We start from the raw sequence: 14,106 nt of genomic DNA on the forward strand, positions 1-14,106 counted from the left end.
GTCGCCGCGTCCCGCGCCAGCCCCAACGCCCGCTGCCTGCGCTCGCGCGCATCGGTGTCGGTGGCCAGCCGCCGCGCCCGGCCGACGTGACCGCCGCTCACCGACGCCGCCCACTGCGCGTCAGCCTCCGACAAACCGTCACGGTCCACCAGTACCTGCGCGATCGCCTCCACCGGCGGGGTCACCAGCGCGACATGCCGGCACCGCGACCGCAACGTCACCGCGATGTCCTCCGGATCCACCGACGGCGCGCACAGCAGGAACACCGTCGACGGCGGCGGCTCCTCGACCACCTTGAGCAGCGCATTCGCCGCGCCCTCGGTCAGCCGGTCGGCGTCCTCGATCACTACGATCTGCCAGCGCCCCGTCCCGGGCCGCCGCGACGCGATCTGCACGATGTTGCGCATCTCGTCCACGCCGATCGACAGGCCCTCGGGGATGATGCGCCGCACGTCGGCGTGCGTGCCGGCCATCGTCGTCGAGCAGGCTCGGCACTCACCGCACCCCGGAACACCTTCTGACGTGCACTGCAGCGCCGCAGCGAAGCACAGTGCCGCCACCGACCGGCCCGAACCCGGCGGGCCCGTCATCAGCCACGCATGTGTCATGGTCCCGATCGTTGCCGCCGAGTGAGCCGCGTCACCGCGAGCGGCCCGCGCCGCCGCCACCAGCTCCGCCTCCACGGCGTGCTGGCCCACCAATCGGGAGAAAACACCGCTCATCGCAGCCAACAGTAGTGGTCAGGCCGACACAGGTCGCTCACACCGGCGCACGGCGTCGCCGCGGCCCGATACGGTAATCACGTGACTGCAGGCGCGCTACCGATCGGGCGAATCACCGCATTCGTCCAGTGGGTCGCGCGCACCCCGTGGCCGGTGTTCTCCCTGGGCATGCTGCAGTCCGACATCATCGGCGCGCTGTTCGTGCTGGGTTTCCTGCGGTTCGGCCTGCCGCCGGAGGACCGGGTCCAGCTGCAGGACCTGCCGGCCTTCAACCTGGCGATCTTCCTGGGCTACCTGTTCGTCGCCTTCACCGTCGGCGCCTACCTCAGCCTGCGGCTGCTGCTGCCCGTCATCCGCTGGCAGCGCCGCGACACCCTGCTCGCCGACGGCGACCCGACGATCACCGCGCTGGCCCGTACCCGCGCCCTGCGGATGCCGTTCTACCGCTCACTCATCAGCGTCACCAACTGGTGCCTGGGCTCCATCGTCTTCATCGTCGCCAGCTGGCCGGTCGCCAGCCACGCCGCGCCGGTGGTTGCCGTCGCCTCCGGCCTCGGCGCCACCGCCACCGCGATCATCGGCTACCTGCAGTCCGAACGGGTGCTGCGGCCGGTCGCGGTCGCGGCACTGCGCGGCGGCGTCCCGGCCAACTTCCGGGCCCCCGGCGTCATCCTGCGCCAGGTGCTCACCTGGGTGCTGTCCACCGGCGTGCCCCTGCTGGCCATTGTGCTGGCGCTGGTGGCCAGCCAGTTCCAGGTGCTGACGGCGCCTGCCGATCGACTCACCATGCCGCTGCTGCTGATGGCCATCGCCGCCCTGCTGATCGGCCTGGCCGGCACGGTGCTGGTGGCCATGTCGATCGCCGATCCGCTGCGCCAGCTCCGGTGGGCGCTCGGCGAGGTGCAGCGCGGAAACTACAACGCCCACATGCAGATCTACGACGCCAGCGAGCTGGGCCTGCTGCAGGCCGGCTTCAACGACATGGTCCGCGACCTGTCCGAACGGCAACGCCTGCGTGACCTGTTCGGCCGCTACGTCGGCGAGGACGTGGCCCGCCGCGCCCTGGAACGCGGCACCGAACTCGGCGGGCAGGAACGCGACGTCGCGGTGCTGTTCGTCGACCTCGTCGGATCGACACAGCTGGCGTCGACCATCCCCGCCTCCGAGGTGGTGAACCTGCTCAACGACTTCTTCCGCGTGGTGGTGGACGCCGTCAACCGGCACGGCGGCTTCGTCAACAAGTTCCAGGGCGACGCGGCCCTGGCCATCTTCGGCGCGCCGATCGAACATCCCGACGCCTGCGGCGCGGCGCTCGCGGCGTCGCGCGAACTGCACGACGAGCTGATCCAGGTGCTCGGCCAGACCGAATTCGGCATCGGGGTGTCGGCCGGACGGGCGATCGCCGGCCACATCGGCGCGCAGGCCCGCTTCGAGTACACCGTCATCGGCGATCCGGTCAACGAGGCGGCCCGGCTCACCGAGCTGGCCAAGCTCGAGCGGGGTCACGTGCTGGCGTCCTCGATCGCCGTCAGCGGCGCGCTGGACGCCGAGGCGCTGTGCTGGGACGTCGGCGAGATCGTCGAGCTCCGTGGGCGTTCGGCGCCCACCCAGCTGGCCCGGCCGGTGAACCTGGTGTCGCCGAGCGAGGCGCGCTCAGAGATCTCCCGCTGACCACGCTGCTCTAGGTGGACAGCGGTCCGGTTTGCTGCGATTCTCAGTCGGTGCCCAACGGGATGGCATCGCGGATCGCTGAGACCGCCGCCGTCGACGAGTTCCTGAACTCGTCGCGACGCGATGCCGGCGCCCTGGTGCTCGAGGGCGACGCCGGGATCGGCAAGAGCACCCTGCTGATCGCGGCGGTGGAGCAGGCCCGCGGTCTGGGATATCAAGTGCTGGTGGCTCATCCGGCTCAGGCGGAGTCGGTGCTCGCCTACGCCGCGCTCACCGACCTGCTGGGTGACGTGGACCCGTCGGCGTGGGACCAGCTGCCGCCGGCGCAGCGGCACGCGGTGGACCGGGTGATGCTCTGGGACGACGCGGCGGGTCCGGCCACCGATCAGCGAGCGGTGGCCGCCGGCTTCCTCACCCTCGTCGAGGTCCTCGCCGACCGCGGGCGGCTGCTGCTGGTCATCGACGACGCGCAGTGGCTCGACCCGTCCAGCGCGCATGTCGTGGGATTCGTGGCGCGCAGGCTCCCCGCCCGGACACGCATGCTGCTCACCGTCCGCACCGGCCCCGACGGAAGCGCCGGCATCGACTGGCTTGCGCTGCCCACCCCCGACGCGGTGCGGCGTGTCACCGTCCGGCCGTTGAGCCTCGGCGGTCTGCACGCAGTGTTGTCCGACCGCCTGGGCCGCTCGTTCCCCAGGCCGATGATGGCCCGGATCAGGGACATCTCGGGTGGCAACCCCTTCTTCGCCATCGAACTCGCCCGCGCCATGAGCAGCGGCGCGGGCGCCGGCGCGCACCTGCCCACCACACTCTCGGAGTTGGTGCGCGGCCGGCTCGGCGATCTCGATCCGACTCTGCACGAATGTCTGCTCGCCACAGCGTGTCTGGCCTCTCCCACCGTCGAGACGGTGGCGCGTGCCGTCGGCTGCGACCCGGCCACCGTGGTGGATCTGATGCAGGAGGCGGAGAGCAAGGGACTGATCGAGATCGACGGACTGGCGCTGCGGTTCGCTCATCCTCTGCTGTCGCACGGCGTCTACACCGAGGCCGCGCCCGGCCGGCGCCGCGCGATGCACCGGCGGCTGGCCGGCATCGTCGACCAGACCGAACTGCGCGCCCGCCACCTCGCGTTGGGCGCCACAGTGGTCGACGAGCACACCCTGCAGGCGCTCGACGAAGCCGCCGAGTCAGCCCGCAACCGCGGCGCGCCCGCGGCCGCCGCCGAGTTCACCGATCTTGCCATCGGCCTGGGCGGTGACACCCCGGCGCGCCGGGTGCGTTCGGCGACAATGCATTTCAACGCCGGTGACAACACCAGGGCCCGCGCCGCCCTGGAGCAGGCCGTGGCGCAGACCGCACCGGGCGAGGTGCGCGCCGAGGCGTTGCGCATGCTCGGCATCGTGCTGCTGTTCGCCGACAGCTTCGTCGAGTCGGCCGTGCTGCTCGAGCGGGCCGTCGCCGAAGCGCGCGACAACCTCGCTGCGAGAGTGCCGATGCTGATCACCCTGAGCTTCGCGCTGGTCAACTCCGGCCGGATGGACGACGCCATCGGCCGCGCCAGGTCGGCGATCGACGAAGCGACCCTGCTCGGCGACGACCACCTGCTGAGCCAGGCACTGAGCATGAACGCCGTGCTGGGATTCATGCGGGGCGACGGCTACGACGAGCAGGCCATGGCCCGCGCGCTCGAACTCGAAGACGTCGAGGCGCACACACCGGTCGCGTTCCGCCCACGCGCCCAGTACGCACTCCTGCAGGCCTGGATCGGCCATCTCGACGAGTCACGCAGGGAGCTCGCCGCCATCCGCAGGCAGTGCCTCGAGCGCGGCGAGGAGAGCGAGCTCATCTTCGTCGCCTTCCATCAGGTCATGGCCGAGGTCTGGGCCGGTGACCTCTCGGCGGCGGCCCTGATCGGCGAGGACTTCATGGAACGGGCGCTGCAGCTGGGCACCGACCTGCCGCTGTCGGTGGCGTTGACCACCCGGGCGCTGCTCGCCGCCTATGCGGGCCGCGCCGACGACGCGCGGGCCGACGCCCGCGAGGCGCTGGCCGCGGGCCGTCGGTGCGGGTCGACCCGGCTGATGGAGTGGCCGGTCACGGCCGTGGGCTTCCTCGAGGTGTCGCTCGGCAACCACCGGGCCGCGATCGACACCATCACGCCGCTGCTCGTCATGCCGGAGATGGCGCCCGACGCCACCGAGGTCATCGGCGCCACATTCATCCCCGACGCCGTCGAGGCGATGATCGGCCTCGGCGAACTCGACCACGCGCATCGGTTGACAACCCTGTTGGAGCGCAACGGGAGTCGGCTCGACCGGCCGTGGACGTCGGCGGTGGGCGCGCGGTGCCGCGCGATGGTGCTGGCCGCGCGCGGCGACGTCGACGAGGCGGCCCGCAGCGCCGAAGTCGCGATGGCACACCACGATCGCGTCGCCATGCCGTTCGAACGTGCCCGCACCCAGCTGCTGCTCGGCCAGCTGCACCGCAGGCGCCGCCACAAGGATGCCGCGGCCGCCACCATCAAGGAGGCGCTGGCCGCCTTCGAGCAGCTCGGTGTCCCGCTGTGGGCGGACCGCGCCCGGGCAGAGCTGGGTCGCGCCAACGTGGCGCCCCAGCGTGCCGGCGGTCTCACGCCGTCCGAGCGGCGGGTCGCCGAGCTGGCCGCCACCGGCATGACCAACCGTGAGGTCGCCGCGGCATTGTTCATCAGCCCGAAGACGGTGGAGGCCAACCTCGCCCGGATCTACCGCAAGCTCGGCATCCGGTCGCGCGCCGAGCTGGGCCGGCTCACCCCGTTCGAATAGCCGGACACCTCAGCTGCGCTTGGCGGCCTTCTTGGCCGGAGCCTTCTTCTTCGCGGGCGCCTTCTTGGCCGCCTTCTTCGCGACCTTCTTCACCGGGCCGCGGGCCCGTCGGTCGGCGAGCAGTTCGGACGCGCGCTCGTCGGTGATCGACAGCACGTCGTCACCCTTGCGCAGGCTCGCGTTGGTCTCCCCGTCGGTGACGTAGGGGCCGAACCGGCCGTCCTTGATCACCATCGGATTACCCGACGCGGCGTCGTTGCCGAGTTCGCGCAGCGGTGGCGCGGCCGCGGCCTGCCTGCCCCGGCGTTTCGGCTCGGCGTAGATCTTGAGCGCCTCGTCGAGGGTGATGGTGAACATCTGCTCTTCGTTGGCCAGCGAGCGAGAGTCGGTGCCGCGCTTCAGGTATGGCCCGTATCGGCCGTTCTGCGCGGTGATCTCCTCGTTGGTCGCCGGGTCGACACCGACGACGCGGGGCAGCGACAGCAGCCGCAGCGCATCCTCGAGGGTGACCGTCTCGATGTCCATGGTGCGCAGCAGCGAACCCGTCCGTGGTTTGGGCCCGGTCGGCTTCTTACCCTTCTTCGCCGTCGACCCGGCGTCGGGTTCCTCGGGCGGTTCGGGCAGCACCTCGGTGACGTACGGGCCGTACCGGCCGTCCTTGGCGACGATCTCGTGACCGGTCTCCGGGTCGACGCCCAGCGAGCGGCCCTCCTGCGGCGTGGAGAACAGCTTCTCGGCCAGCTCCAGGGTCAGCTCGTCGGGCGTGAGCTCGTCCTTGAGGTTGGCCCGCTGCGGCTTGAGCTCACCCGGGTTGTCCGGATCGGGGATCATCCGCTCCAGGTACGGCCCGTTGCGGCCGACCCGGACGTTGATCGGGATTCCTTGATCGTCGTCGAAGAGCTTAATGGAGTTGACGACTCGGGCGTCGATCTCCTCGAGGTTGCCGCCGACGAGCTTCTTCAGGCCACCGGAGCGCGCGATCGAGTCCTCGACGCCGTGGTCACCACCGAAGTAGAAGTTGCTCAGCCAGTTGGTCCGCCGCTCATGGCCCGCGGCGATCTCGTCGAGTTCGTCCTCCATCGCCGCGGTGAAGCCGTAGTCGACGAGGCGGCCGAAATGCTGCTCCAGCAGCCCGATCACCGCGAACGCCACCCAGGACGGCACCAGCGCGCTGCCCTTCTTGTGGACGTAGCCGCGGTCCTGGATGGTCTTGATGATCGACGAGTACGTCGACGGCCTGCCGATACCGAGGTCCTCGAGCGCCTTGATCAGCGACGCCTCTGTGTAACGGGCCGGCGGGCTGGTCTGGTGTCCGTCGGCGGTGAGGTCCGCGGCGTCGACCCGCTGGCCCTGGGTGAGGTTCGGAAGCCTGCTCTCGGCGTCGTCGGCCTCGCCACCGGCCTGCTCGTCGAGGCTCTCGACGTAGGCCTTGAGGAATCCGGCGAACGTGATGGTGCGACCGCTGGCGCTGAACACGACCTGCTCGCCGGAGGACGCCTGGCCACCGATCCGCAGGCTCAGCGTGGTGCCGCGGGCGTCGGCCATCTGCGAGGCGACCGTGCGCTGCCAGATCAGCTCGTACAGCCGGAACTCGTCGGTGTCCAGCGCGGCGTGCAGCTGACCCGGCGTCTGGAACACGTCGCCGGCCGGCCGGATCGCCTCGTGGGCCTCCTGCGCGTTCTTCACCTTGCGGGTGTACTGCCGCGGGGTCGGGTGGACGTACTCCTCGCCGTAGAGCTGGCGGGCCTGGTTGCGCGCGGCTTCCACGGCGCTGGCCGACAGCGTCGTCGAGTCGGTGCGCATGTAGGTGATGTAGCCGTTCTCGTACAGCCGCTGCGCGATGCTCATCGTGCGTTCCGAGGAGAACCGGAGCTTGCGGCCGGCCTCCTGCTGCAACGTGGAGGTCATGAACGGCGGATACGGCTTGCGGGTGTAGGGCTTCTGCTCCACCGACGTGACCGCCAGCTGGGCGCCCCGTAGGCCGGTCGCCAGGGCGCCTGCCGCGGCCTGATCGAGCACCCGCACCTCGTCGGGCTTGCGGACCTGGCCCAATGAGTCGAAATCGCGCCCTGTGGCCACCCGGCGGCCGTCGACCGAGTTGAGTTTCGCGGTGAACCGCGGCGGGGACGCCTGCGGGTCGGACACGCTGGCGTCCAGTTCGGCGGTGACGTCCCAGTAGCCGGCGCTGCGGAAGGCCATCCGCTCGCGTTCGCGCTGGACGATGATGCGGGTCGCCACCGACTGCACTCGCCCGGCGGACAGCTTCGGGGCCACCTTCTTCCACAGCACGGGGCTGACCTCGTAGCCGTAGAGGCGGTCGAGGATGCGCCGGGTCTCCTGCGCGTCGACCAGGTCGATGTCCAGGTCACGGGGGCTTTCGGCGGCCGCGCGGATCGCCGGTTCGGTGATCTCGTGGAACACCATCCGCTTGACCGGGATGCGCGGCTTGAGCGTCTCGAGCAGGTGCCAGGCGATGGCCTCGCCCTCGCGGTCACCGTCCGTGGCGAGATAGAGCTCGTCGACGTCCTTCAGCAGGCCCTTGAGCTCGGTGACCGTGCCCTTCTTGTCCGGGCTGACGATGTAGAGCGGCTCGAAGTCCGCGTCGACGTTGACCCCGAGGCGCGCCCAGGGCTCCGACTTGTACTTGGCGGGCACGTCAGCGGCCGCCCGGGGCAGGTCACGGATGTGCCCGCGGGATGATTCGACGATGTAATCAGAGCCGAGGTACCCGGCTATCTTGCGCGCCTTGGTCGGCGACTCGACGATGACGAGTCGTCGAATCGATCCGTTGCCTCCGCTGCCGCGGTCCCGGTCAGCCAACTGTGCGCACGCTCCACTTCTTGAGTTGCCTGACCACGCCGAAACCGCTCACCGGCTTGCCAGGCAACTGACAATTTCGCACCCCGGGCCTGCCGACGCAAACTGACCTACTTGTCACAAGCCGTCAGAGGTGAGGCCATTGTGACAACGCCTCGGCGTCGTCCGGGGGTTCCCCCACATTCTCTACCAGGCGCGACAGCCTCCGGCGGCCACTGATTCGCAGGGCCGGCCGGGCACCGCGGGTGCCGATCAGAGTGGGTGCGATGCCGACGCGCATCATGGCCGACGCCAGCGCCGTGTGGGTGTCCGGCGCGTGTGGATCGAGGCCGAGCAGATAGCGGTCGTCCTCCGGGGTGCCTGAGGCCAGCGTCCAGGCCCGAAGCTCCCGGGGGCCGGGCAGCCACTGCGGCGGGACGGTCTTGACGGCGCCACGGGTCCATTCGGCGGCGATAACGACCAGCCGGGGGTCTGGCGCCGTGCGCACCAGCGGGTTGTCCTCGTCGGTGCGGGCGATCTCGGAGGTCAGCCCGACGTCGTCGATCATGGCGGCCAGCGCCTCGGCCCGCCACGGCCGGTCCACGACGATCGACAGCCGCGCGGCCTGGCTGCCCGCGGCACCGGACAGCACGACCTGCCCCGGCGCGGCCAGCAAGCCGGTCAGGTCGGCGACGGCCGGCGGCACCGACTCTGCCGAGAAGAACGACAGCTGGCTCACGCATCGACAGTAAGGCAGTCGAGTGCCGCCGATGCGCGCGCCGGGCCGCCAGGACGAGAAAACCCCCCGGCAGTCCGTTGACGGACGCACCGAGGGGTGTTTCTCAAATGGTGATCAGACTGCGCGAACGCCGGTCGCCTGAGGCCCCTTGGGGCTCTGGCCGACCTCGAACTCGACCTTCTGGTTCTCTTCCAGCGTGCGGAAGCCCGAACCCTGGATCTCCGTGTAGTGGACAAAGACATCGGCGGAGCCGTCCTCGGGAGCGATAAAGCCGAAGCCCTTCTCCGCGTTGAACCACTTCACAGTTCCCTGTGGCATCTCTCGTACTTTCCTTCTCTTCTACCGGGTGCGGCCCGCCGACTTCCGGCGCACCGGGCCCGTTCCGACCGCCATACCTCGTGGAGTCGTCGGAACTTGACCCGACTCACAACCTCGCAGGAACCGCGATCGCAACGTCGATCCTGCGAGTGTTGGAACACGAACACAGAAGCTGCGACCGCCATCAGTCAATCACGTTTCTGGCCAGCCGCAACAGTCCCGGCGCAGTTCCGTGGGGAACAATTCAACTGATGGCTGACGGCCGGTATCCGACGGGTTGTCACAGGGGCGTCCGAGGAGGGTCGGCAGTGGCGGATCGGGGGTCGGACTTCGGCCGCGAACTGCTCGCCTGCGCGGTGGCGGGCACCGATCCCGATGAGCACCCGCTGCGTCATGTCGCGGATCTGCCGCCGCGCCGGGGCAGGCCCGAGGCGTGGCCGTCGTGGGCCGAGCCGGACGTCGTCAAGGCCTTCGTCGACCGCGGCATCACCGCGCCGTGGTCGCATCAGGCGGCGGCCGCCGATCTCGCCCACGGCGGGCGGCACGTCGTGCTCAGCACCGGCACCGCGTCGGGCAAGTCGCTGGCCTATCAATTGCCGATCCTGTCGACGATGGCGGTGGACCGCCGGGCTAGGGCGCTGTACCTGTCGCCGACCAAGGCGCTGGGCCACGACCAGTTGCGCAACGCGCAGGCGCTCACCGACGCGGTGCCCGCCCTGCGGGATGTGGCGCCGTCGTCCTACGACGGGGACAGCCCGACCGAGGTGCGCCGCTTCGCGCGGGAACGCTCGCGGTGGATCTTCTCCAATCCCGACATGATCCATCTCTCGCTGCTGCGCAACCATGCCCGCTGGGCGGTGTTCCTGCGTCACCTGCGGTTCATCGTGGTCGACGAATGCCACTACTACCGCGGCATCTTCGGCTCCAACGTGGCGATGGTGCTGCGCAGGCTGCTCCGGCTGTGCACCCGGTACCACGCCAGCCCGACCGTCATCTTCGCCAGCGCCACCACCGCCGCCCCGGCCGCCACCGCCGCCGAGCTGATCGGCGAGACGGTCACCGAGGTGACCGACGACGGCTCACCGCACGGCGCCCGCACGGTGGCGCTGTGGGAGCCCGCGCTGCGCACCGACCTCGTCGGCGAGAACGGCGCACCGGTGCGGCGTGCCGCAGGCGCCGAGGCGGCCAGGGTGATGGCCGACCTGATCGCCGAGGGCGCGCGCACGCTGACCTTCGTGCGGTCGCGGCGCGGCGCGGAACTCACCGCGCTGGCCGCCCGCGCCCGGCTGGAAGACGTCGCACCCGAGCTGGCCGGGCTGGTGGCCTCCTACCGCGCGGGCTACCTGTCGGAGGACCGGCGGGAGCTGGAGCGGGCACTGGCCGAGGGCGAACTGCGCGGCATGGCCACCACCAACGCCCTCGAACTCGGCGTCGACATCGCCGGACTCGATGCGGTGGTGCTCGCGGGTTTCCCGGGCACCGTCACGTCCTTCTGGCAGCAGGCCGGGCGGTCCGGGCGGCGCGGTCAGGGCGCGCTGATCGTGCTGGTCGCGCGCGACGACCCGCTGGACACCTACCTGGTCCACCACCCGGAGGCGCTGCTCGACAAGCCGATCGAGCGGGTGGTGATCGACCCGGCCAACCCGTTCGTGCTGGGTCCGCAGCTGTTGTGCGCGGCGACCGAACTGCCGCTGACCGACGCCGAGGTGCGGATGTGGAATGCCGAGTCGGTGGCGGCCGAGCTCGTCGACGACGGGCTGCTGCGTCGCCGGCCCGCGGGCTACTTCCCCGTGCCCGGCATCGACCCGCACCCGGCGGTCGACATCCGCGGGTCCTCCGGCGGCCAGATCGCGATCCTGGAGGCCGGCACCGGCCGGATGCTCGGCAGTGCGGACGCGGGCCGGGCGCCGGCGACGGTGCATCCGGGCGCGGTGTACCTGCACCAGGGCGAGAGCTTCGTCGTCGACTCACTGGACTTCGAGGACGGTGTGGCGTTCGTGCACGCCGAGGACCCCGGATACACCACCTTCGCCCGGGAGCTGACCGACATCACGGTCACCGGCGCCGGTGAGCGGCAGTCGTTCGGCCCGGTGACCGTCGGCCTGGTCCCGGTGTGCGTGAGCAACACCGTCGTCGGGTATCTGCGGCGGCGGCTCACCGGTGAGGTGATCGACTTCGTCGAACTCGACATGCCGACGCGGTCGCTGGACACCATGGCGGTGATGTGCACGATCACGCCGGAAGCGTTGGAGCGCAGCGGGATCGAGATGCTCCGGGTGCCTGGTTCACTGCACGCGGCCGAACACGCGGCAATCGGGTTGCTGCCGCTGGTGGCCAGCTGCGACCGCGGCGACATCGGCGGGGTGTCGACGGCGGTGGGGCCGGTCGACGGGCTGCCAGCGATCTTCGTCTACGACGGCTATCCCGGTGGTGCCGGCTTCGCCGACCGCGGGTTCCGCCGGCTCGCGACGTGGTGGGGTGCGACGGCGTCGGCGATCGAGGCGTGTGAGTGCCCGCAGGGCTGTCCGTCGTGTGTGCAGTCGCCGAAGTGCGGAAACGGCAACGATCCGCTGGACAAGTCGGGGGCGGTGCGCGTGCTGCGTCTGGTGCTCGAGGAGTTGGCAGCCGGTCGGGGGGAATCCGCGAGGCGCTCTGATCGCTGACGGCGTGGTGACGACCGACCCCTCGACGGTCGACTCCACGGGTCAAGGCGAATGGCGGTGTCCCGGGCGTGCCGGTCACGCAGACGCTGCGATGAACGGTCGGACAACGCGATCCGTTCCAAGCCCCGGAAGCCGGGCGCAGACGAAAAATACCTTGTCCCCGTATATGCGTGCAACTCATTCGGCGCGGTACGACGGCCCCCGGAAGCTGACAGCTGTCGAGTGACGACGGAATCCGTCGACGGTTGCTGCGCGCCGGTCGGCGAGTGCCCCTGGCTAAAATCACAGCCATGAGCCACGACTGGCTGCTCGTGGAGACCCTGGGCAACGAGCCCGTTGTGGTCGCTCGGGGCCGCCAGACGAAGAATCTGGTGCCGATCAGTGCGTTTCTGCGACGGAATCCGCACCTGATGGCGGTGCAGAGCGCCATCGGTGAGACGGTCCGGGTCGGCAAGGGCTTGAGCAGCATCACCCCCAAACACGACCGCGTGATCCGCACCGAGGTGGTGCAGATGTCCGACGGGCGGATCCACGGTGTGCACGTGTGGATCGGCCCGCCCGACGAGGAACCCCCGGAGCGGCCGCTGCCCGGGCCGCTGACATGGGACCTGTCCAGCGGGGTCGCCACGGACACCAGGCAGTCGCTGATCAACAGTGGCCGCGACGCCGACAACGAGGACCTCAACAATCGCGCGTTCGCCGAGGACCTTCCGATGCGCGACCTCAACGCCGACGAGACGAAGGTGCTCTCGCTGGCGATCAAACCCGAGGCCGGCCGGACACTGTGCAGCACATGGGATGTCACCGACTTCCGAGGCGAGCAGATCACGGTCGGCTTCGCCGCGCGCGCGGTGCTCGAGGACGGCGAGGACGGTAAGGAGCGGCTGATCTGCCGGGCCATGAACTGGCGCGGCGAACGGGACAGCGACGTGACCCCGCCGGACTATCTGGCGCAGCGGATCCTCGACGGCCTGGCCCAGCCCGGCGTGCACCGGGCGCTGGTCGACCTGGACTCGTGGAAGCTGCTCAAGTGGCTCGACGAACCCGCCGACTTCTACGACTGGCGTACCAGCGAGGTGCATCCCGACGATGCGGCGCACATGGAGCGGATGACGCGGGAGTTCAGCACCGGCACCACCGTCGCGGTGCTGCGACTGAAGGCCGCCGACGGCGAGTGGGCGCCGGTGCAGATGACCATCAACCGGATCGAACTCGAACCGGGGACGTTCGCCGGCCTGATCGCGTTGCGGCGGGCCGGCAACGAAGAAACTGGTCAGCCGCCTCCAGGCTGATCGACGGGGCCGGCGCGCGCGACCGCCCGTGCCGGTCCGACCCGCCATTCGCCCAGTGCCACCGCGGCGTCGACCGTGACCAGCACGTCCAGACCGTGCACCGCGCAGTCCGTCACCGTCGTGTCCATCGCCGCCGCGATGTGCGACGCGGTGACGCATGCCGCGTCGGTGCCCGCAGGCATCCTGCCCGCGGCCGCCAGCGCGGCGAGGTCCGCGGCGGCCTGGGCGCGGTGGCGCGCGATCACCGCCGCGCCGACGTACAGCGCCGCGCAGGTGGCAGTGATCAGCACCGCGATCGCGACGGCGGCCACCAGACTCGCCGACCCGTCGTCAGACCCCGCCGGGTTCGACCGCCGAGACCGCCTCGGCGGCGATCGTGATGCCCGGCAGCAGTGCCGGCCGCGCGGTGACCCGCGCAACCACCACGTCGCCGTCGCGGCGCACCTCGACGCCCGCCCCGTCGGGCCCGATGCGGCGGGCGATCTCCGACGCCGACCGGTCGTCACCGCGGGCCGCCAGCCGCGCCGCCTCGCGTGCGGCGTCGAGGCAGCGCACCTGCAGCGCCACGGCGGACACGCCCGCCGCACACAACACCAGGACCGTGACCACTGCCACGACCGCGAACGCCGCCTCCACGGTGACCGCACCCGCCTCGCCACGGCACCGGCCGGCTACACGTTGGTGTTCAGGGCACGGCTGATGATGTTGGTCAGCGCGCTGACGATGGAGTCGCCGGTGACCACCGTGTAGAGGATCGCCCCGAACGCCGCGGCGGCGATCGTGCCGATGGCGTACTCGACCGTCGACATCCCCTCCTCGTCGACCACCAGCAGCGTCAGCCGCAGCCGTAGATCGCGGATCATGTTGTCCAGCATCGGTTTCCTTTCGTCGATCATGCTCGGCGTCCGTGGCCGGTCCACGTACCGCCGTCGTCACAGCACGCCTGTCTGCAGGACGTCGCCGGCCAGTCCGGCGACGACGGGCACGATGCCCAGGCACAGGAAGGCCGGCAGGTAGCACAGCCCGAGCGGCGCGGCGATGAGCACCGAGGCGCGCTCGGCCGCCGCGCCCGCGGCGTCGGCCGCGGCGCTGCGGGACTCG

11 protein-coding genes and 1 pseudogene are annotated in these 14,106 nt (G+C 70.7%); 4 read left to right on the forward strand and 8 right to left on the reverse strand.

Annotation, left to right across the window (positions count from 1 at the left end):
* On the reverse strand, positions 1 to 722 hold a 722-nt coding region (locus tag H7I41_RS23170), incomplete at its 3' end, for a DNA polymerase III subunit delta' (protein ID WP_264014975.1).
* 81 nt (positions 723 to 803) lie between these two features.
* Here H7I41_RS23170 and H7I41_RS23175 point away from each other — a divergent pair.
* Both H7I41_RS23175 and H7I41_RS23180 read left to right on the forward strand, forming a co-directional pair.
* Positions 804 to 2,393, forward strand: coding sequence for an adenylate/guanylate cyclase domain-containing protein (locus tag H7I41_RS23175; protein ID WP_264014976.1), 1,590 nt, complete (start codon positions 804 to 806; stop codon positions 2,391 to 2,393).
* Positions 2,394 to 2,443: 50 nt separating this feature from the next.
* Complete coding sequence (locus H7I41_RS23180) at positions 2,444 to 5,197, forward strand: ATP-binding protein (RefSeq protein ID WP_264014977.1); 2,754 nt, start codon at positions 2,444 to 2,446, stop codon at positions 5,195 to 5,197.
* A gap of 9 nt (positions 5,198 to 5,206) precedes the next feature.
* Here H7I41_RS23180 and topA read toward each other — a convergent pair whose 3' ends face one another.
* The 3 genes from topA to H7I41_RS23195 all read right to left on the reverse strand — a co-directional run bounded on the left by topA (position 5,207) and on the right by H7I41_RS23195 (position 9,050).
* Complete coding sequence (gene topA / locus H7I41_RS23185; protein WP_264014978.1) at positions 5,207 to 8,017, reverse strand: type I DNA topoisomerase; 2,811 nt, start codon at positions 8,015 to 8,017, stop codon at positions 5,207 to 5,209.
* 124 nt (positions 8,018 to 8,141) lie between these two features.
* Entirely contained in the window at positions 8,142 to 8,732 is a 591-nt protein-coding gene (locus H7I41_RS23190) for a hypothetical protein (RefSeq protein ID WP_264014979.1), read from the reverse strand.
* 114 nt (positions 8,733 to 8,846) lie between these two features.
* Positions 8,847 to 9,050 carry a cold-shock protein gene (locus H7I41_RS23195; protein ID WP_006243848.1) on the reverse strand — a complete coding sequence of 68 codons (204 nt, stop codon included), beginning with the start codon at positions 9,048 to 9,050 and terminating at the stop codon, positions 8,847 to 8,849.
* A gap of 308 nt (positions 9,051 to 9,358) precedes the next feature.
* Between H7I41_RS23195 and sftH the strand changes: the two genes are divergently transcribed.
* A complete protein-coding gene (gene sftH, locus H7I41_RS23200; RefSeq protein WP_264014980.1) occupies positions 9,359 to 11,713 on the forward strand; it encodes a DNA 3'-5' helicase SftH in 2,355 nt (784 codons plus the stop codon).
* Between the two features lie 290 nt (positions 11,714 to 12,003).
* Complete coding sequence (locus H7I41_RS23205) at positions 12,004 to 13,005, forward strand: PAS domain-containing protein (protein ID WP_264014981.1); 1,002 nt, start codon at positions 12,004 to 12,006, stop codon at positions 13,003 to 13,005.
* Here the strand turns inward: H7I41_RS23205 and H7I41_RS23210 are convergent.
* The 4 genes and pseudogenes from H7I41_RS23210 to H7I41_RS23225 form a co-directional block, all read right to left on the reverse strand.
* Positions 12,987 to 13,316, reverse strand: a complete 330-nt coding sequence (locus tag H7I41_RS23210) for an Rv3654c family TadE-like protein (RefSeq protein ID WP_264014982.1) — start codon at positions 13,314 to 13,316, stop codon at positions 12,987 to 12,989. The genes H7I41_RS23205 and H7I41_RS23210 overlap by 19 nt on opposite strands.
* A gap of 19 nt (positions 13,317 to 13,335) precedes the next feature.
* Positions 13,336 to 13,641, reverse strand: coding sequence for a TadE family type IV pilus minor pilin (locus H7I41_RS23215; protein ID WP_264014983.1), 306 nt, complete (start codon positions 13,639 to 13,641; stop codon positions 13,336 to 13,338).
* A 35-nt stretch (positions 13,642 to 13,676) separates the two neighbouring features.
* Entirely contained in the window at positions 13,677 to 13,880 is a 204-nt protein-coding gene (locus H7I41_RS23220; RefSeq protein ID WP_264014984.1) for a DUF4244 domain-containing protein, read from the reverse strand.
* Between the two features lie 57 nt (positions 13,881 to 13,937).
* Positions 13,938 to 14,106, reverse strand: a pseudogene (locus tag H7I41_RS23225) (type II secretion system F family protein); the annotation flags it as partial.

Origin of the sequence: [Mycobacterium] manitobense (genome assembly GCF_025821665.1) — a bacterium.
Classification (GTDB): domain Bacteria; phylum Actinomycetota; class Actinomycetes; order Mycobacteriales; family Mycobacteriaceae; genus Mycobacterium; species Mycobacterium arseniciresistens.

What these genes read in the sequence shown, in the direction of transcription:
- H7I41_RS23205 (WP_264014981.1), top strand. Translation starts at nt 12,004, where the DNA reads ATGAGCCACGACTGGCTGCTCGTGGAGACCCTGGGCAACGAGCCCGTT.
- H7I41_RS23195 (WP_006243848.1), bottom strand. Translation starts at nt 9,050, where the DNA reads ATGCCACAGGGAACTGTGAAGTGGTTCAACGCGGAGAAGGGCTTCGGC.
- H7I41_RS23220 (WP_264014984.1), bottom strand. Translation starts at nt 13,880, where the DNA reads ATGCTGGACAACATGATCCGCGATCTACGGCTGCGGCTGACGCTGCTG.